An 18,502-nucleotide genomic window follows, 5' to 3' on the forward strand; every position below is an offset into this window, starting at 1 on the left:
TCAGGCGGCCAGTGCTGCCGGTTCCATCTCGCCTTTGATCCAGCCGCGGATCACCTGCGCGATGCGTACCGCCGCCCGCCCGTCCCAGAACTCCGGGATGCGCCCGGCCTTGCCGCCGGCGCGCATCACCTCGTCGAAGATCGCGAGGATGTTGGCGGGATCGGTGCCGGCCAGCGTATTGGTCCCTTCGGTGACGGTGATCGGACGTTCGGTATTGTTGCGCAGGGTGATGCAGGGAATGCCGAGCGCCGTGGTCTCTTCCTGGATGCCGCCGGAATCGGTAAGCACGACGCGTGCATCGCGCATCAGGCCGAGCATTTCGAGGTAGCCCATCGGCGGCAGCTGCAGGATGCGGGCCGGATCGAGCAGGCGGGCCATGCCGCCCTTCTCGATCATGCTGCGGGTGCGCGGATGCATGGGGAAGATCACCGGCAGCGACTTGCTGACAGTCGCCAGCGTGTCCAGCAGACCGCGCAGCGTGCCCGGGTCGTCGACGTTGGAGGCGCGGTGCAGGGTAAATATCGCGTAGTCCTTGCCGCCGGCAAGCAGATTGCTCGCGCCCGCCTGTTCGAGGATGTCTTGCACCGGCACCGCACGTGCGAGGTTGCGGCGCAGGGTATCGATCATCACATTGCCGACGAAGTGGATGCGCTCGTCCGCCACGCCCTCGCGCAGCAGGTTGTTGCGGCCTTCGCGCTCGGTGGTGAACAGCAGGTCCGAGATCTGGTCGGTGAGGATGCGGTTGATTTCCTCGGGCATGCTGCGGTCGTAGCTGCGCAGGCCGGCCTCGACGTGGATCACGCGCACGCCTTTCTTGGCGGCCACCAGCGCGCAGGCCAGCGTGGAATTGACGTCGCCCACCACCAGCACGGCGGAGGGCTGCTCGGCGTCCAGCGCAGGCTCGAAGCGGCGCATCACGTCCGCCGTCTGCGCGGCATGGCTGCCGGAGCCGACATCGAGATTGATGTTGGGCGCGGGGATGCCCAGCGCATCGAAATACTGGTGGTTCATCGCCGCGTCGTAATGCTGCCCGGTGTGCAGCAGGCAGACATCGATCTCGGGTGCGGCTTCCTTCATGGCGGCCATGATGGGCGCCATTTTCATGAAGTTGGGACGCGCGCCGACGACGCACAGGAGACGGTACGGTGTGTTCTGCATGGAATCGTATTGTGGAAAGGTGGATAGGCGCGCGTTAGCGCAGGCTCGACAGAGGGTTTGCCAGTGCAGCCGGCAGCCGCCAGACGGTGTGGCGCTTGTGGATGGAACGCATGACACACTCCCTGTTTTTATCGTTGTTGATTCGGACGCCCTATCGCGCAGCCGTTCATGTCGTTTGGTGCGGCTGCTGCAATGAACTTTTTTGCAAGCTTGTGTTTATTGTGCAAGGCGGATGGAGCGCCGGTTTTGATAATGGACAAATAGTGAAACCGTGCAAGATTGCTGCATCGATATACCTGCATTGCAGCAAATGCCGTGGGGCAATTTCAATGGGCTGCGCGTTGAATCATTGCGGCGGCGTCGCGGAACAATGCCGGCTGCGCGGCCGCACACGACGCTCGCTCCTGGCGGATGCGTTGTCGGTTTTCTTCCAGCCGGGCCACGGTCAGCACATGACCGAAGCCATCCATCCCTTCACCCATCATCCGCGACAGCATCGCTCCACCCAGCGCGGACTTGAAGTGGCCCGCCTCCCAGTACCAGCGGGTCTCCGTCTTCCTGTCGCCGCTGACGGGAATGGGCTCACACTGGTAGGACGAATAGCCGCTGAAATCCCACAAGGTGAGGCGCGCATCGGGATGCGCGCGGCGGACCGCCGCCACTTCGCGCGCGAGGATCGCTTTCCATTGCTCGAAGGCGTCCCACAGGCCGGTTTCCTCGAACATCGCAAGGATCTGCGCGTGGTAGGGATAGATCACGAGATGCACTTCCGAGGCCGGCGCGAGTGTGCGCAGGATCTGGCCAAGGGCATCGAGGTCGGGCGAGCCGCCGGTCTCGGGCCCGGGCACGGTGCGAGGCAGGCGCGCGAAGGCCTTTGCATATTCTTCCGCGCGCTGCCGGAACAGCGCGTGGTAACCGCCCTCGCGCGCAAAGCGGCGGTATTCGAGCAGCGGGTTGAAGCCGTTGGGCGCGATGGTCTTGCCTTCCGGATCGCGCTGCAGGCGCAGCGTGGCGAGGCTGTCGGCGAGTGCGGACAGCGAAAAGACGGCATCCACCTTCCAGCCGAACGCATCGACCTTCTGCTGCGTCCCCGCCGCCGCCACCTGCCGGCGGCGCACCTCCGGGGCGGTCAGGAAATCGAGGAACTCCACGCCGAGGATGACTGCCGCGGGCCGCTGCCCCGCCGCGTGCAGGTAGTCGAGCTGGCGCCGGGTGGCGTGGATGCTGGTGCCGGGAATGGCAAGGTTGTACGCGTTCTTGCCCGCCAGCGCTGTATGGGCCGGATCGAAACCGATTTCGGCACGCGAGTTGCCGGCGATGACAACTTCGGGCTGCAGGCGGCGCGCGGCGGTCAGCTTGATCTCTTCCTGGTAGCGGTCCGGCCGCGGTTTCACCGCGTTGAAGCCGGGCTTCTGCACGATGCCGAACAGACCATAGGGATCGACCAGCACCGCCGTCCCCGCTGCCAGCAGCACGCCGGCAGCGACCACTGCGCAGGTACGCCGGAGGAAGCGCGCGTGGTCACGGTCGAATGTCGCGTTCATGGCCTCAGAACTGGAAGTACAGGAATTCGGTGGGGCGGTTCAGCGACAGCAGGCTAAACACGGCCAGCACGCCGACCGCCGCCGCCCAGCGTGTGCCGGGTTGCCAGGCAAGGCCGCGCACGCGCTGCGCCGCATCGGCGGCAACGTCCAGTGCCGGTTCGAAGCGGCGCATCAGCTCCTGCGTGTTGGGCATCAGGAAGGCAATTGCCGCGGCGCAGGCGACCCAGCCCCAGGTCTGCATGAAGCGCGCGCCGCCCCCCAGGTAGAAAGTGACGCCCCATTGTTCGAGCAGCGGTTTTGCCGCGCCGAGCTGGTAGCCGATCGCATCGGGCAGGCCGACGCCATACATGCCGGCCATGCCTTGCAGAATCCAGAGCGCCTTGGGCAGGTCGGTGGCACGGAAGAACACCCAGGCGACGCAGACGGCGGCAAAGGTCAGCAGCACGCCCGCAGCATGCCAGGCGCGGCTGCGGCGGAAGCGGCTGTCGCCTGCCAGCGCTGCCCATGCATGGTTGAGCATGAGGTAGGCGCCGTGCAGCGCGCCCCACAGCACGAAGTTCCAGGAAGCGCCGTGCCACAACCCGCCCAGCGTCATGGTCGCCATCAGGTTGGCATGGCGCCGCAGCGGCCCCTTCTGGTTGCCACCGAGCGGGATATAGAGGTAGTCGCGCAGAAAGCGCGAGAGCGTCATGTGCCAGCGCCGCCAGAACTCGACGATGCTGGCCGACTTGTACGGCGAATTGAAATTGAGCGGCAGGCGCACGCCGAAGATGCGCGACAGGCCGATGGCCATGTCCGAATAGCCGGAAAAATCGAAGTAGAGCTGGAAGGCATAGGCGAGCACGCCGCCCCAGGCGACCAGCAGGCTGGCGGAATCGCTCTTGTCGAACACGAAGTTCGCGTGGTCGGCGAGGTTGTCGGCGATGAGCACTTTCTTGGCCAGGCCGATGATGAAGATGGTGAGCCCGACCGCGAGGTTCTGCGCCGAGAAACGGTAGGTCGCCTCTTCCGCGAACTGCGGCATCATCTCCTTGTGGTGCAGCACGGGGCCGGCCACCAGATGGGGGAAGTAGGTGACGAAGAGCAGGTAGTGCGTGAAGCGGAATTCCCTCACCTTTCCCTGCGCGGTATCGACCAGGAAGGCGATCTGGGTGAAGGTGAAGAAGGAAATGCCGATTGGCAGAAGAACGTGCAGCATGGGGAACTCGCTTCCCGCCAACGCGTTGACCGATGCCAGGAAAAAGTCCGCATACTTGAAGTAGGCCAGTACGATGAGGTTGGCGGCCACCGCGCACGCCAGCCACCGGCGGCGCGCCCTGCCCTTGGCGGCGGCGATGCATTGCCCGGCGCGGAAGTTGAACGCGATCGATGCCAGCAGCAGCGGCAGGTAGGCCAGGCTCCACCATGCATAGAAGAACAGCGAGGCGGCGGCGAGCCACGCGGCCGCCAGTTCCCGCCTGCGCCGCGCGAGCAGAAAAAAGACCACGGCCGTGACCGGCAGGTAGGCCAGCAGGAAGGCGTAGGAATTGAACAGCATTGCCTGTTATTCGGCGTGCATGCCGAATTCGCGCTGCACTTCGCCGATCACGGTCTGCAGTTCCGGTTCGTCGAACACGTGCAGCTCTTCCAGGTAGCCCATCAGGAACAGGCGGTCGCACAGGGTGTTGATCTTGCGCGGCACGCCGCCCGTGTATTCATGGATGGCGGCGAAGGCGTCGTCGGTGATGCGCGGGTCGTCCTGCCAGCCGGCGGTGCGCAGGCGGTGCTCGATGTAGGCGCAGGTTTCGAAGTAGTCGAGCGGACCGAGGTGGTAGGTGGCGATCACACGCTGGCGCAGCTGTTCCATGTCGGGGCTGAGCAGCGTGCGGCGGAACTCGGGCTGGCCGAGCAGGTAGATCTGCATCAGGCAGCTGTCGTCGGTCTGGAAGTTGGACAGCATGCGCAATTCCTCGACCGCGCGCGGCGGCAGGTTCTGTGCTTCGTCCACGACGAGCAGCGCGCGCCTGCCCTGCTGGTCGCACTGGCGCAGGAACAGTTCCAGCCGCCCCAGCAGCGTGGTCTTGCTGGCGTTCTCGTGCGGCAGGCCGAATGCGGCGGCGACGGTGCGCAGGATGTCGTCGGCGTCGAGCGCGGTGTTGACGATCTGGGTGGCGCGGATGCGGTTGGCGTCCAGCTTGTGGAACAGGTTGCGCATCAGCGTGGTCTTGCCGGCGCCGACCTCGCCGGTGATGACGATGAATCCCTCGCCGCGCGAGATACCGTAATCGAGGTAGGCCATCGCGCGCTTGTGGCCCTTGCTGCCATAGAAGAAGGCCGGGTCGGGCTTGAGCTGGAAGGGATTGGCGGTCAATCCGTAAAAGGATTCGTACATTGCGGACTTGGCTCCGTTAAAAGGATATCTGCAGGAAAGCGGTGACGGCGTTTTCGCGGTATTCCGCGTTCACCTGATTGGACCGCTTTTCGAGACGGCGCAGTTCGACCCCGCCCTTGACCTTCTGCTGCAGCTGGCGCGTGATGCCGATACGCGCGGAAATGTTGTCGTCTTCCCGGCCGCTGGCCTGGCCGTGGATGCGGTTGATGCCTGCGCTGGCAACCACGCTGGTACGCGGCGACAGGCGCCAGTTCCATACCGCGCCCGCACCGGTCTGGCGTGTGGCCTCGCCGGCGAGTGCGCCGATGCCGACGCCCAGCGAGGCGTCCGCGGCAGATGCGGATTGCGGTTCGCGCTGGGTGCGGAACAGGTTGAGGATCAGGGTGTTGAACGCGCCGCGGAAGGCGACCGACGCATGCGCGGTCTTTTGCAGGAACACGCGGTTGGTATAGGCGGTCACCGGGAACACCATGGTCGAGGGCAGGCTGGCGTCGCGGATGAATTCCTGCACGAGCTGCTCGCGCGCGGCCTGGTCGGGGATGCTGGCCTCCCACAGGCCGCTGAGGAAGGAAGCGGTGTCCTGCGTGACAGGCACGAGGAATTGCGAACGCGCGGTGGTGATATCTTCCTGGTAGCCGATGCTCCAGATACCCATGCGGGTGCGGTGGCGGGCGTCGATGGACAAGGTATCGCCGAAGAAGCGCTTGCCGGCGGCGGCCGAAATGTGCGTGCGTTCCGACGGCGCCCAGATGGCGCCAAGCGACCAGAAGCTGCCCTCCGGATTGCGCCCGATGCTCGCATAGCTATTTTCTTCGCGGCCGGCGGTCGCGGTCAGGGAGATGCGCGGCGTCACCAGGTAGCGCAAGGTGCCGGACAGCGCGCGGGTGTCGACGTCTTCCGCATCCTTGTATTCGATGCGCTGGTCGTCGTAGAGGACGCCCCATTGCAGGGTATGGAAATCGGAGCCGCTGTCGATGCTCAGGCGCACGCGGTCGGAATTGCTGTCGCGCAGTCCGCCGGCGTCCGCGTTGACCATGTCGCGGCTGTAGCGCAGTTCGCCGGTGGCCGCCCGGCCGAAGCGGTGGCGCAGGTAAGGGCTGATGCTGGCGCTGCGCACTTCCGTCTCGTTGCCGCTCAGGTTGCCATTGCCGCTGACCTGAGGCCCGAATTCGGAGATCGCCTGCTGACCGGAGGATGCGCGGCCGTCGATGAAGAACAGGTTTTCGACCAGCTCCGCGTTGGCATTTGCCTGCAGGTAGTGCTGCGTATTGGATGCGCCGTCGGTGCGCGCATAAAAGAAATTGCGCATGCCGTAGTCGGCCGACAGTTTCATGCGCGCGCCGATGCCGCGGATCGACAGGCGCGGTGCGACCTCGGTGATGAAATCGCTTTGCTCGCTGCCTGCCGGCGACAGCCTGATGTTGTCGGTATACGTTTCCCTGAGGTCGACGCCGGGCGTGACTGTCCACTCGGCGGCGCCGGCCGACCCGGGCCATGCGAGCGCGACGCAGGCGGCGATCGGCGCAAGCGGAAAGAGGATGGCGTGATCGGGAAAGTGTCGCATGGCGTCAGGAGCGGTAGTAACCGTAGGTCTCGGGTTCGGCGAAGCTGCGGCCCTTGTTGTAGATCAGGTTGACGTTTTCGCAGCTTTCGATCTTGCGCAACGCATCCTTCAGGGTGTTGCGCGTCGTCTTTTCGGCTTCCACCACCATCACGATCTGTCCCATCTGCTCGGCCAGCACGCGTGCCTCGCTGGTCAGCAGCAAGGGCGGGGAATCGAAGATCACGATGCGGTCGGCGTAGCGCGTGGCGATGTCGTCCAGCAAGGCTTTCATGGACTGGCTGGCCAGCAGTTCGGTGGCATTCTTCTGGCTGTTCCCGGCAGGCAGGATGCTCAGCCGCTCCACATTGGTCCGCAGCAGCACGTCGGCCAGATCGAGCGACTCGTCGCGCAGCAGGTCCATCAGCCCGGTCTCCGCCTCGAGGCCGAGGGCCGGCAGCACCGACGGACGGGCGACATCGGCGTCGACCAGCAATACGGTATGGTCCATTTCCATCGCGATGCTCATCGCGAGGTTGATGGCGCAGAAAGTCTTTCCTTCACCGGGCAGCGAGCTGGTGACCATGATCAGGTTGCCGTGACGGATCGCGCCCTGGCCCTTGTAGAGGGCCTTGCCGATCAGCGGGCGCTTGATGAAGCGGAATTCCTCGGCGACCGGCGTGCGTTCGCTGTTCGGGGTGACCATGCCGGCCTTGTGCAGGCGCTCCACGTCGATCTGGTGGCGGGGGGCGATGCGCGCAGGCTGGACTTCGGCCTGCGCAAGTTGTACTACCGGCGGCTCCTGCGGCACGGCGGCCACCAGCGGCGGCGGGGTGGCAGGACGGGGACGGGGACGGCTTTCGCGCGCTTGGCCGGCAATGCGTCCGGCGGCCTTTTCGATAATGCTCACATTCTCTCCCGGGAAATCGGTTGGAGGGCCTGCCTTAAGAGGTCATCAGCATGCGCAGCATGACGCCGCTGCACAGCACGAGCAGCAGCCCGAACGAGCCCGCGAAGGCGATCGTGCCCTTGCGCTGCCGCGCCAGCTCCTGCTCCGTCCAGTGCATGGCGACCGTGCCGAGGATGGGCAGGCCGGTGGCCTCGCGCAGGCTGTATTGCGTAAGGAAAGTCGGACGGATGCGGCTCATCAGGAAGGCGGCGGCGATGCCGGCGGCCAGCGCGCCGAGCACGACGCCGCCGAACAGCTTCATGCGCGGCGGGCCCGACGGCGTTTGCGGCACCATCGGCGGATCGACGACGCGAAAGGTCATCATGTCGGTAGTGGTGGTCAGCTCGCCGGAGAGTTTGGCGGCCTCGCGGCGGCCAAGCAGCTTTTCGTAGTTTTCCTTGTTGATTTCATAGTCGCGGTTGAGTTGCGCGAGCTGGGCCTCGACTTCCGGCACGGCCTTGTTCATGGCAGTCAGGCGCGCCACACGGGAGCCGTATTCATCAACGCGTGTGCGCAGCGATGCCACACGCGCCTCGGCGGAAGCCAGAGAGATCGTCAGCTGCTGCAGCAAGGGACTGTAGTTGGCGCCGCGGTCGGCATTCGGCTTCCTGGTCTTCGCTTCCTCGCGCTTGCGCTCTTCGAGCTGCGCGATCAGGCGCTGGTTGGCAATGATGTCGGGGTGCGCCGGGGTGTACTGCATCTGCAGGTTGTCGAGGTTCTTGCGCAGCGTCTGCAGGCGTTCGTCGATTTCCGGGTTGCTCGCAGCGGCGGCGCGCATGGCGGCTGCCGCATCGGCTTCGTCGCCGGCGATCTGGCGCTTGAGCGCATCGCGCGCCTGCTCCGCTTCGCGCAGTTCGAGGCGCGCCTGGCCGAGGGCGTCGTTGGCATCCATCAGCTTGCTGCTGTAGTCGCCGCCCTGGCGCGACAGCAAGCCGGTATTCCTGAGCTTGAATTCCTTGAGTGCGTTTTCGGCGGCCGTGAGTTTCTCTTCGTAGCTCTTGATCTGGTCGTCGATGAAACTGACGGCCTTTTCCGATTCCTTTTTCTTGTCGCCGATGCTGGCTTCCACGAAGATGGTCAGCAGCGAGCGCACCACTTCCTTGGCCAACCTCGGGTTTTCGTGGCTGTAGGCGATGGTGTAGATATTGTCGCGCGCCGTGCCGCTGAGCTTGATGTCCTTGGCCAGCTTGTCGAGCAGTTCTTCCTTTTCGCGCGCGGTACTGGCCTTGATGTCGAGGTCGACCATGCGCGTCAGGCGTTCGAGGTTGGGCCGGCTCATGAGCGTACGGCTCATGATTGCCACCTGCTGCTCCACGTTGGGCACCGTGGTCATGCTCGACAGCAGCGGCTTGAGGATACTCTGGGTATCCACATACACCCGCGCCGATGCCTGGTAGCTGTCGGGCACGAGATGGACGGCGATGCCGCCGGCGACGGCGGCCAGCCAGGCGGTCGCGAGGGCGAGCCACCGGTACTTCCAGACACCCTTGATATGCGAAACCAGCTGGGCGAGTTGTTCTTCCATTGCTTCCTGCTCCCTGAGTCGGCGCGGCCACGATAGGCGCTCATTGTTGTTCTGCTGCCGCTTTTGATGCGCCATCAAAGATTACTTATATCCAGGAGGTAAGAATTGACGTTTGTCAAGCTGGCAACAGGAAGCGGGAACTTTTGCCCGCAAGCGAGGGCTCGCGTGCGGAGCGGCGAACAGGAAAACAGCCTGGCTCGGCGCCAGGCTGAAGTGAGGCAGGGATGATGGCGCGATGCAGCGCAAGCACCAGACGGGGCATTCGTCCCGTCATCAGGCGCCTTGCTTCCTCCGGCGGCGTGCCGTTGCGGCGGCAAGGATACCGATGCCGAGCAGGCCGGACGATACAGGCTCGGGCACGTCGGTGGGCGGGGGCGTGCGGCCGTCGCGGACCAGGAAATCCATGTGCGACAGGGCGGGGTTATTGCCGCCGTTGTTGTCGAAAGTGATGGTGTACGTGCCGGGGTTGCTGTCGTCAAGGACGATGTCGTCAAAGAAGTAGGCGGCGCTGCTGGTGGCCGCTTTCAGGACGCCGACAAGATCGAAGACCACGGGCAGGTTCAGCGGCGTCGCGCCATTGGTGTCAGTGAGCGTCAGCGTGAACGTGCCGGTATTGTTGCCTACCGCATTCAGGCTGAACCGGATGCCCATGACGGTGTCGCCGTTGCTCGTGCCGCCGCCCGGTGTCTCGTCGCGGACAACCTGATCCCAACCGCCGCCGAAGACGTTGTTCGTGTTCAGATAATTTTGAAGCTGCCCCGGGCTGCTATTGGCCGGCGTGAACGGGCCGTGGCAGGCGTCGGCGGACTCGCCGTTGATCGTCATGTTCGTCGTGTCGAGTCCGGTGCCGCAGGGAGCGGCATAGGTGGTGCCGGCAAAGCCGAGCACCGATACCGCGAATGCGGTTTTCAATAAGGCTTTCATTGTCATTTCTTTTCTCCTGTTGTGGTTTGGCGCTACGTGCGTTACTGCCCCCTAATCAGCAACTTGCGTGCCGGAGGGCGTGCCTCCTTTGGATTCAAGGAGTTAGCAGCGAGTTAGCGATATCCCTCAAGCAAGCTGTAAGACTTTTCGACGGCCTGCCGCCGCGGCAGGTCTGCGCACGCGTCGTATCGCGCGCTGCCGGATTGTGTCGGCTGACTTTACAGACACGACGCCGCCGATCAGCCGGGCGACATCAACTGTTTGATGCAAAAGACCTTTTCTCCTCGGGCACGGTGCTTGCTGATACGGGCGGGCAGCACCACTCACATTAACCTTCTAGTCGGGGAGATCATTTTGAAACTCTTGAAAAAAGCACTGCTCACTCTGGGTCTGGCATCGGCCCTCGGATTTTCCGCAACCGCCAGCGCTATTCCCTTTACCGTCTCTGGCGGCAGCTTCAGCGTCGGCAGCGGCTACGGCACCGGCAACGGCCAGCTGGACGTCGTATTCACCAACCTGGTCACCTCTCCGGTGAATTTCAACCTGAACAGCGCGGGCGACTCGCACTCCTTCCTGTTCGGCACCGCCAACCTGCGCGAGTCCTGCATCAACACAGGTGTCGGCCTGTTCGATTTCCTGCTGGGCTGCGGCTTCGGCGGCAATGAAACGGACAACCTCGGCGTCACCGCCAACCTGACCTTTACCAGCCCGGTTGCGCAGACTGTGCAGCATGTCGCCGTGACGGGTGCCATCGCCGGCCCGGTGAACTCGAATCTGTTCTCGATCACCGACCTGTTCATCGACTTCAACCCGGTGACGGTCAATTTCGGCACCGGCGGCGCCTTCACCGTGAACCTCTCCGACATGTACTTCACGAGCACCGGCCCGATCACCAACGCCGCCATCGTGACCCTGGACGCCGTCCCGGTTCCGGCACCGGCCCCGCTGGCATTGCTTGGCCTCGGCCTGGCCGGCCTGGCCGCCACACGCCGCCGCAAGCAGCTGCAAGCCTGATCGAAGCACTTCAGCAGCATGAAAAGCCGGCCTTCAAAGCCGGCTTTTTTTTGCCTTGCATGCTTGCGTGCTCACGGAGACGTGGTCGCGGCATGATCGATGCAAAAAAAACGGCAGGCGCTCATGCCTGCCGTTCGCACATCCGGGCCTCGGTTCAAAGCTGGGCCAACAACGCGCGTGCGTCCTTCAGCTTGGGAAAGTCCTTTCCTGAATCGACAAGGGTCTTGAGTTCGCTGCGTGCTTTCTCCTTGTCGCCTGCTTTCACGAGCGCTTCGGCGTAGCGCAGGCGGATATCGGGCGCGTCGGGCGCACCGGCGACCGCTTTTTCGAGCAGCTCCAGGCCGCGCTGCACCTCCCCGTTCTCGACGAGGATGCCGCCGAGGGTGTCCATCACTGCCGGGTTGCGCGGATCGATACCGTAGGCGTTCTCCGCCAGCTTCAGCGCGCGGCTGTCCTTTTCCTGCTGATAGGCCCAGGCGAGGTTGTTCAGCGCGCGCACGTTCTTCGGATCGCCCTTCACGATGGTTTCGTACTGGCGGATCGCCTGTTTGTTCTGGCCGGTCGACAGGTAATGGAGCGCAAGATAAGCATGGGACGCGCTGTCGTTCGGATGCGCCTTGAGCCATTCGTTGATGTGGCTGTCTGCCTCTTTTTCCTTGCCGGCCAATACCAGCGCGGCATGCAGTTTTTGCGCGGTCTGTCCGTTCTTGCCTGCCGCGAAGGCGCGTTCAAATGCCCCGGCTGCCAGCGCCGGCTTCTTTTGCGCCATCAGGACCTCTCCCTCGAGCAAATGCCCGGCTGGAGACTTCGGATGCTGCTTCTGCAGGTTGCGTGCCGTACCGAGCGCCGGTTCGTGGCGCCCTGCCATGACATCGATGCTTGCCAGTCCCAAGTGCGCCTCGATGTAATCGGGATGGAGCGCGAGCGCCTTCTTGAATGCGGCTGCCGCTTGCGCCTGCTTTTGCGCCCCGAGCTGCAGAATGCCGACGTGGTAGTGCACGCCGGCCGCGTCAGGTTTGAGGACGGCCAGCTTTTCGTAGGCCTCGAGTGAAGCTTCCCGGTTGCCGTTGGCGAAATGCGCATTGCCGAGCATTTCGAGCGCCTCCGGGCTTTGCGGGTTTGCGCTCTGCAGTTTTTGCGCGAGCGACAATGCCTTCTGTTTCTGTCCGTTGCGGACGTACTGCATGAAAAGCTGCCCGGCGGCCTGCATTGCATCCGGGTTTTCCGCATGCGCACGCTCGAACCAGCGGGTGGCCTCCTCGTTCTGCTTCTGTTGCGCAGCCAGCGCGCCGAGTGCTTGCAGGACTTCCGGATTCTTCGGATCCTTTTCCAGCAGCGATTCCAGGCGCTTCTTTGCCGAATCGGGCTTGCCTTCCTTGACATCGAGGTTGGCCAGGCTCGCGGCTGCGGGATAGTTCAGCGGCTCGATCGCCAGTACCTCTTCGAAACTCTTGCGCGCATTGGCCGTATCGTTCCGTGCCAGGTGCACGGCTCCCTTCAGCAGCCGCAGCCTGGCATTCTTCGGCTGCTCCTTTTCCATCCCGTTCACCAGTTCCAGTGCCTTGTCGAAGCGCTTTTGCTGGACGTATGACAGGACGAGGGCGGTGCCGGTCTGGTCCTTTTTGTCGAGGGCATAGGCCTTTTCGAATTCGGCAATTGCAGCATCGCTGTCACCCTGGCCCAGCTTGGCCTTGCCCAGCGAAGCGCGGATCATGGCGTCCTGCGGCGCAATGGCGCTGGCCTTCTTGAAATAGTCGCTCGCCGCGCGCAGGTCGTTGGACTGCCAGGACGACTCGCCGGCGATGGCAAGCAACTGCGGGTCCTGGGGCGCGTCCTTCAACGCTTCCGAGGCCACGGTCTGTGCACGCTTGGCCTCGCCGTTCTTCAGCAGCACGGCGGCATACAGCTTGCGTGCGTTGATATCCTTCGGGTGACTATCCAGGTATGTCTTCAGGTGTACTTCCGCCTGTTGCGTCGCACCGAGGGCGTACTGCGCCGATCCTGCCAGCAGCTGGCTGGGCATGTGGTCCGGCGCCGAGCGCAGGATACGCTGCAGCTGCTCCAGCGCCGCGGCGTGCTTGCCTTCCCTGTACTCCAACAGGGCCTGGGTATAAATGCCGATGATGGTTGCCGAGCCGGCTTTGCGCGCCGCTTCCAGATTGGCGCGCGCCGCATCGTACTTCCCCATTCCGATTTCGATTCCCGCTCGGGACACCAGCGCCGGGGCCGCGTTCGGCTTGATCTTCAGGACTTCCTCGTACGCCGCGAGCGCTTCCTCCGCCTTGTTCTGCGCGCGCAGCAGATCGGCCTTGAACTGCCACGCGTCGGCATTTGCCGGATTTCTGGCAGTCGCTTCGTCCGCGTAGCGCGAAGCGAGCTGCGTGTCCCTGGACAGCGTGGCGTGGCGCGCGAGCCCGATCAGCACGTCGGGATGGTCCGGGCTCAGCTTGCGGGCAAGTTCGAATGCCTGTTTCGCCTCGTCGCCCTTGCCCAGCCCGAGAAAGGCATTGCCGCGCGCCAGTGCGGCCGCAAGGTCGTCCGGTGCGTCGCCCGCTTCAGCCAATACCGCTTCGAACTTCCCCTGCATGATCAGCGACCTGGCCAAAGGCGGTAGCGCCTTGTCGCGCGCCATGCCCAGTTCGATCGCCTTGCGCAGTTCCTTTTCGGCGGACTGGGGATCGTTTGTGTCGAGGTAAACGGTGCCCAGGAGAAGGCGCGCATGCATGTCCTCGGGGCTTTGCTGCAGCGCGTTCTTGAGCTGGATCACCGCCGCCTTGTTATCCCCTTTCCTGTGATACTCGCCGGCCTCGCTGACGAGCGCCTGCACGTCCGGCGACTTGCTGCACGCCGCCAGCCCGCCCGTAAGGAGGCTTCCCGAAATCATTGCGATACAGAGCGGCTTTTTATGACGAAGAGAAGGCATTATCGTTTTCCTTTTTTCTCTGATGGCGGCACTGGGCCGTCCGTACGTGATGGCCGCTGTTTCCCTGACTGCCGGCGGCCGTTGATATTGGTCATGAGAAACGAGTGTATGCGAGGCCACTTTTCCGCGGCCGCAAGAAGTTCACACCATTGAGGTGCATCAACGCGGAGAGATTCTGCCGCGCAATACTGACGCTCTCGTAGCAATCTCGTAGCAATAAGCGCTGTGCCTGTCAGGGAGACGAAAATGAAAAAGGAAATCATGGGTGCGGGCCGTTGCCTGCACTGGCTGTGGCTTGTCGTTGCAGTGCTGCTCGCCGGTTGCGCCGGCAGACCTGCGATACCGGTTGCCGATGCCGCGCCGGAGCCCGCCGGTTACAAGCACGAATACCGCATCGGCCCGGGCGACAACGTCATCATTTCGGTATGGCGCCATCCTGAAGTATCGCTGACGGTTCCGGTACGCCCCGACGGAAAGATCACGACGCCGCTGGTGGAAGACTTGCCCGCGAGCGGCAAGACCGGCACCGAACTGGCGCGCGACATCGAGAAGGCGCTGGCCAAGTTCATCCAGGACCCGGTGGTCACCGTCACGGTAACGGGATTCGTTGGCCCTTACGGCGAGCAGATCCGGGTGATCGGTCAGGCGACCAAGCCGCAGGCGCTTGCCTATCGTGAAGGAATGTCGGTGATGGATGTGGTGATCGCCGTCGGCGGCCTCACCGAATTCGCAGCCGGCAACCGGGCCAGCATCGTGCGCAACGTGGGCGGACGGCAGCAGAAGGTCGGCGTGCGGCTGAACGACCTGATCCGTGACGGCGACATCTCCGCCAACATGCCGGTGCGTCCGGGCGACATCCTGGTGATTCCCGAAAGCTTCTTCTGAGAATGGATTCGCCAGGCAGGCGACCGGAAAGGATTTATGAAAGCAAGTGCATCGCTGGGCCGCATGCGCTCCATGTCGGAACGGCTGAAGGAGCGTTATTTCGGTGGACAGATCCATCCCTATCAGGTGTTCGAAAGGCGGATCGATTCGCTCCTCACCCAGAACACGGTACTGCTCGATGCCGGCTGCGGCAGGTCGGCCCCCCTGATTACGAAGTTCAAGGGCAAGGCCGGGCGCCTGATCGGCGTCGAGGTGGTCAATTTCACGGAGCAGGCGAAAGCCTCGGGCGTGGAGCTGCTGAACAATGACCTGAGCCGGATCGACCTGCCGTCGGCCAGCGTCGATGTGGTGATCTCGCGCAGCGTGCTGGAGCACATCGAGGACATCGAGCCGGTGTACCGCGAGATCCATCGTATCCTCAAGCCGGGCGGGCGCTTCGTGTTCCTCGTCCCCAATTTCTGGGACTATGTGTCGCTGCTGTCGTGGATGGTGCCCAACAAGTTCCATTCGTGGATCGTGAACAAGCTCGAAGGACGCGCCGCGCACGATGTCTTCCCGACCTACTACCACTCGAACACGCGGCCGGCGATCTCGCGGCTGGCGCAGAGCAGCGGTTTCGAGATGCTGTCCTTCGACTACGTGGGGCAGTATCCCTCCATGTTCATGTTCAACCCGGCCCTGTTCCTTGCCGGTACCGCCTATGAAAAGCTCATCAACAGGTACCGCGCGCTGCACTTCCTGAAGGGATGGATTCTTGCCGATCTGCGGAAGTCGGACAACCACCCGCCGCGTTAACGTTTGCCTGCAGCACTTCCCGCGTGAGCGGCGGGTTTCGCTGCGCTCTACCCACCCTACGATTCTCTATAAAGGAGTAGGGTGGGTAGAGCGCAGCGAAACCCGCCATGCGGTCAACATACATCATCTCCACGCGCCCGAAAAAAAAGACCTCGACTAGGTCGAGGTCTTCAGGCTTGCAAAGCGTTTCGTCAGAAGCGCGGCACGACATTCCACTGCGGTGCGGTGGAGTAGTCCGGCTTGACGGGCCTGCGCATGAACAGATCCCATGCCGCACGCGCGTTTGCCTGGCCGCTGGTAGCCGCTACCGCAAGCGCGGGCTGCATGTTGGACGGATAGCCCGACGGTACGGTTGCGTAGCCGTCCATTTCACCTGCCTTCCATGCCACGCGGTTAACGCCGCGGTCCCTGTCGTACTGCGTCCTCCAGTCAGCCATTGCCTGGCTGGCGCACTGCTGGTTGAGGTAGGCCGCGCCGGTGCTGTTGGTCAGCGCGCCGCCGCTGGCGTTGCGCATGGTGGAGCGGTAGGCTTCCCCGATGGTGGCGTACAGCGGCGAGGTTTCGGTCGGACGGACGGCCAGCGCGTAGGTGGCGCCGTCGATCCAGCAGTAACCCGCGCCGGTGAGTCGCTGGATGGGGAACTTGGCCTTCCAGGTCAGCAGGGGCTTGGCGTTGGTGAATCCCAGTTCGACCAAGTGTCCGACGCTCCAGGTGAAGAAGTCGTCCATCCAGGGGGCGAGGCCTGTCTTGGCGCCGGCGGGGGTCGTGTAAGCCATCGGCTTGAACGCCAGCGTACCTGAACCATCGATCACGCCGAGGTTATTGGGATTGCCCGTCACATAGGTGGCGGTGTACCAGTCGATGTTATAGCCGACGCGATCCACGAAGTACTTCTTCATCGGGTGGCTGTCCGGCGTGATGTACGCCGCGTGGCCGAGGGTCCGCAGCGACCATGCCTGTCCGCGCACCTGGTCGGACTTCACGATGCCCTTGGCGAATTCGCGGTAGCGCGGATTGTCCTTGAGCATGTTGTAGTTGGCCCAGAACTGCAGCTCTTCCAGATAGTAGTAGTCGCCGGTTGTGACGTAAGGCAGGTAAGACATCGAGGGCTGGTGGCTTGAATCGGGCTGGTAGATCGTGGCGCAATCGCCGCCGCAGGCCGGGAACAGTTCGCTCAGCTTGGTAACCGGGTTGATCGCATCGCTAGCCGCGCCGAGCAGTGTCATGTACGGATAGTTGTCGAGCGAAACCGGCATGTCGGTCTTCTTGTCGCGATAGTGGATCGGCCAGCTGCCGGCGAGGTCGCCCACACCCAGGGTGACCTTCTTGGCGCGGTTATCCATGCTCAGCAGATACATCGCGCTCCACTCGGGCAAGGGTCCGATGTCCGGGCGTCCGCCGGTGGTTGGCATGCCGGGCAGGACCACGCCGGAACCCATCGGGGCGATGTTCGACTTCAGCCAGCGGCTGTCCAGTCCCGCCAGTGCGGTGGACGACACGGTGACGGTGGTGTCGTAGTTGGGCATCGCGCCGGTGGCGATGATGTACTTGCCGTTATGCTGCACTTCGGCCTGGGGCGCGCCGCCCCACCAGAACACCTTGCGCCAGCGTGCATGGTGGAAGTGCTTGAGCGCCGGCTGCGAGAACACGGTCTGGCCGCCGACGGTCACCGTGGCATCGTAGGTGAAGTTCTGCGGCTTCGGCTCATAGGCCCAGTTGTTCTCGACAGTGACGTCCACGCGGGCCTTGTTGAGGCCGGTGTAGGAACGCACCGCAAAGCGCGCGGTCAGGTGCGGATGCGGCGTGCCGGCGGAATTCTTCAGCGGCGCGCTGACCTGCCATTCGTTGACCAGCGGGCCGGTGATCCAGGTCTTGTAGCCGCCTGCCTTGAGCAGCGCATCGGCGGAGGCAGTATAGACGATGCCGCCCAGGTTGACACTGACGCCCGCAGTAAATCCGGCATTGGTCAGCGTGGTCGGCGCGGCGCCGGTCTTCGAGCCGGCAGCGGCCTTGACCAGATCCATGCCGCGCACTTCGGACGCGGCCAGCGCGGGCACGACGCCGGAAATGATGGCGTGGCGCACGGAACCGTCCGGATGTGTCGCCTTGACGTCCACCTGCAGGTTGATGCTGGTGCCGTTGCTCATCCTGCCGGCAAGGCCGTCGGCGGGCAGCAGCGCGCCCTTCGCAAAGACCTGGCCGACCGTGAACGGCACGTTGCGCTGTTCGCTTGCGGCGGTGTTCTGGATCTTGAGGTTGGTAATGGCGCCGGCGGTCGGCGAGGTGGTGGTCGTGGTGGTCGGCGCGGTGGTCGGTGTGGTGGTCGTCGTGCCGGTCGTCGTAGTCGGCGTAGTGGTCGCCGTCGTGCCGTTCTGGTTGCTCCCGGTCGGGGCGTAATTGGCGGTGGGCTCGCTCTCGACCGTATCGGTCATCTCCTGCGCCTGCGGTTCGGGAGCCGTAATGTAGTTTTCTTCGGTCTGGCTGCCCGCATTGGAAGCGCTGATCTGCGCATTGGCGTTCGCATTGATGTTCGTGGTTTTCATGAAAGCGTCTTCGGCAGCGCTATCGCCGCCTCCGCCGCCGCACGAAGCCAGCAATAGCGTCGTCGCCCCGGCACAGGACAGGGCGCGCAGGATCGCGCGTCCGTTAGGTAATCGGATCATGGAACTCCCCTTAGATAATTTCCCTGGATCAACACCGTAATGGTTGCTGAGGGGTAAGAGAATTCCGTTCGGGAAATAGTTCCATGAAATAAAACTTTTTTTTGCTTTATTTCCCTGCAACAAAACAACGTGGACGGGCGTAGACGGTTTAGCAAGCTCCTTGAAAGTGAGCGGTTTGGCAATGACCGGTGCGGCAGGAGCAAGGCTTGCT

Annotated in this window: 13 protein-coding genes; 3 read left to right on the top strand and 10 right to left on the bottom strand. The window is 63.6% G+C overall.

Annotation, left to right across the window (positions count from 1 at the left end; translation table 11 throughout):
- The 8 genes from wecB to VFF99_RS10485 all read right to left on the bottom strand — a co-directional run bounded on the left by wecB (position 1) and on the right by VFF99_RS10485 (position 10,017).
- Positions 1-1,158 (bottom strand): non-hydrolyzing UDP-N-acetylglucosamine 2-epimerase, encoded by a 1,158-nt coding sequence (gene wecB / locus VFF99_RS10450; protein WP_325017586.1) that lies wholly within the window; start codon positions 1,156-1,158, stop codon positions 1-3.
- Positions 1,159-1,484: 326 nt separating this feature from the next.
- Positions 1,485-2,702, bottom strand: a complete 1,218-nt coding sequence (locus tag VFF99_RS10455; RefSeq protein WP_325017588.1) for a hypothetical protein — start codon at positions 2,700-2,702, stop codon at positions 1,485-1,487.
- A 4-nt stretch (positions 2,703-2,706) separates the two neighbouring features.
- Entirely contained in the window at positions 2,707-4,239 is a 1,533-nt protein-coding gene (locus VFF99_RS10460) for an MBOAT family protein (RefSeq protein ID WP_325017590.1), read from the bottom strand.
- A 6-nt stretch (positions 4,240-4,245) separates the two neighbouring features.
- On the bottom strand, positions 4,246-5,073 hold the full coding sequence (locus VFF99_RS10465; RefSeq protein WP_325017592.1) for an XrtA/PEP-CTERM system-associated ATPase: 828 nt from the start codon (positions 5,071-5,073) through the stop codon (positions 4,246-4,248).
- Between the two features lie 16 nt (positions 5,074-5,089).
- Positions 5,090-6,637: a TIGR03016 family PEP-CTERM system-associated outer membrane protein gene (locus tag VFF99_RS10470; protein WP_325017594.1), complete on the bottom strand. Its 1,548-nt coding sequence runs from the start codon at positions 6,635-6,637 to the stop codon at positions 5,090-5,092.
- 4 nt (positions 6,638-6,641) lie between these two features.
- On the bottom strand, positions 6,642-7,523 hold the full coding sequence (locus tag VFF99_RS10475) for an XrtA-associated tyrosine autokinase (RefSeq protein WP_414691528.1): 882 nt from the start codon (positions 7,521-7,523) through the stop codon (positions 6,642-6,644).
- A 34-nt stretch (positions 7,524-7,557) separates the two neighbouring features.
- Positions 7,558-9,087: an XrtA system polysaccharide chain length determinant gene (locus tag VFF99_RS10480; RefSeq protein WP_325017596.1), complete on the bottom strand. Its 1,530-nt coding sequence runs from the start codon at positions 9,085-9,087 to the stop codon at positions 7,558-7,560.
- 273 nt (positions 9,088-9,360) lie between these two features.
- Positions 9,361-10,017, bottom strand: a complete 657-nt coding sequence (locus tag VFF99_RS10485) for a PEP-CTERM sorting domain-containing protein (protein WP_325017598.1) — start codon at positions 10,015-10,017, stop codon at positions 9,361-9,363.
- A gap of 357 nt (positions 10,018-10,374) precedes the next feature.
- Between VFF99_RS10485 and VFF99_RS10490 the strand changes: the two genes are divergently transcribed.
- Complete coding sequence (locus tag VFF99_RS10490; RefSeq protein WP_325017600.1) at positions 10,375-11,025, top strand: PEP-CTERM sorting domain-containing protein; 651 nt, start codon at positions 10,375-10,377, stop codon at positions 11,023-11,025.
- A 154-nt stretch (positions 11,026-11,179) separates the two neighbouring features.
- Here the strand turns inward: VFF99_RS10490 and prsT are convergent, their stop codons facing one another.
- On the bottom strand, positions 11,180-13,909 hold the full coding sequence (prsT, locus tag VFF99_RS10495) for an XrtA/PEP-CTERM system TPR-repeat protein PrsT (RefSeq protein WP_325017602.1): 2,730 nt from the start codon (positions 13,907-13,909) through the stop codon (positions 11,180-11,182).
- 285 nt (positions 13,910-14,194) lie between these two features.
- Here prsT and VFF99_RS10500 point away from each other — a divergent pair, with 285 nt between their 5' ends.
- Both VFF99_RS10500 and VFF99_RS10505 read left to right on the top strand, forming a co-directional pair.
- Positions 14,195-14,833 (top strand): XrtA/PEP-CTERM system exopolysaccharide export protein, encoded by a 639-nt coding sequence (locus VFF99_RS10500; protein ID WP_325017604.1) that lies wholly within the window; start codon positions 14,195-14,197, stop codon positions 14,831-14,833.
- A 36-nt stretch (positions 14,834-14,869) separates the two neighbouring features.
- The gene (locus tag VFF99_RS10505) at positions 14,870-15,628 is read left to right on the top strand and encodes a class I SAM-dependent methyltransferase (RefSeq protein ID WP_325017606.1); all 759 of its coding nucleotides are present in this window, start codon (positions 14,870-14,872) and stop codon (positions 15,626-15,628) included.
- 191 nt (positions 15,629-15,819) lie between these two features.
- Here VFF99_RS10505 and VFF99_RS10510 read toward each other — a convergent pair whose 3' ends face one another.
- Positions 15,820-18,291, bottom strand: a complete 2,472-nt coding sequence (locus VFF99_RS10510) for a hypothetical protein (protein WP_325017608.1) — start codon at positions 18,289-18,291, stop codon at positions 15,820-15,822.
- Positions 18,292-18,502 lie beyond the last annotated feature (211 nt).

Origin of the sequence: Noviherbaspirillum sp. (assembly GCF_035654295.1) — a bacterium.
Taxonomy (GTDB): domain Bacteria; phylum Pseudomonadota; class Gammaproteobacteria; order Burkholderiales; family Burkholderiaceae_D; genus Noviherbaspirillum.

Coding starts and splice junctions, on each gene's coding strand:
- wecB (WP_325017586.1), bottom strand. CDS start 1,158: ATGCAGAACACACCGTACCGTCTCCTGTGCGTCGTCGGCGCGCGTCCC.
- VFF99_RS10455 (WP_325017588.1), bottom strand. CDS start 2,702: ATGAACGCGACATTCGACCGTGACCACGCGCGCTTCCTCCGGCGTACC.
- VFF99_RS10460 (WP_325017590.1), bottom strand. CDS start 4,239: ATGCTGTTCAATTCCTACGCCTTCCTGCTGGCCTACCTGCCGGTCACG.
- VFF99_RS10465 (WP_325017592.1), bottom strand. CDS start 5,073: ATGTACGAATCCTTTTACGGATTGACCGCCAATCCCTTCCAGCTCAAG.
- VFF99_RS10470 (WP_325017594.1), bottom strand. CDS start 6,637: ATGCGACACTTTCCCGATCACGCCATCCTCTTTCCGCTTGCGCCGATC.
- VFF99_RS10480 (WP_325017596.1), bottom strand. CDS start 9,087: ATGGAAGAACAACTCGCCCAGCTGGTTTCGCATATCAAGGGTGTCTGG.
- VFF99_RS10485 (WP_325017598.1), bottom strand. CDS start 10,017: ATGACAATGAAAGCCTTATTGAAAACCGCATTCGCGGTATCGGTGCTC.
- prsT (WP_325017602.1), bottom strand. CDS start 13,909: ATGATTTCGGGAAGCCTCCTTACGGGCGGGCTGGCGGCGTGCAGCAAG.
- VFF99_RS10500 (WP_325017604.1), top strand. CDS start 14,195: ATGAAAAAGGAAATCATGGGTGCGGGCCGTTGCCTGCACTGGCTGTGG.
- VFF99_RS10505 (WP_325017606.1), top strand. CDS start 14,870: ATGAAAGCAAGTGCATCGCTGGGCCGCATGCGCTCCATGTCGGAACGG.
- VFF99_RS10510 (WP_325017608.1), bottom strand. CDS start 18,291: ATGATCCGATTACCTAACGGACGCGCGATCCTGCGCGCCCTGTCCTGT.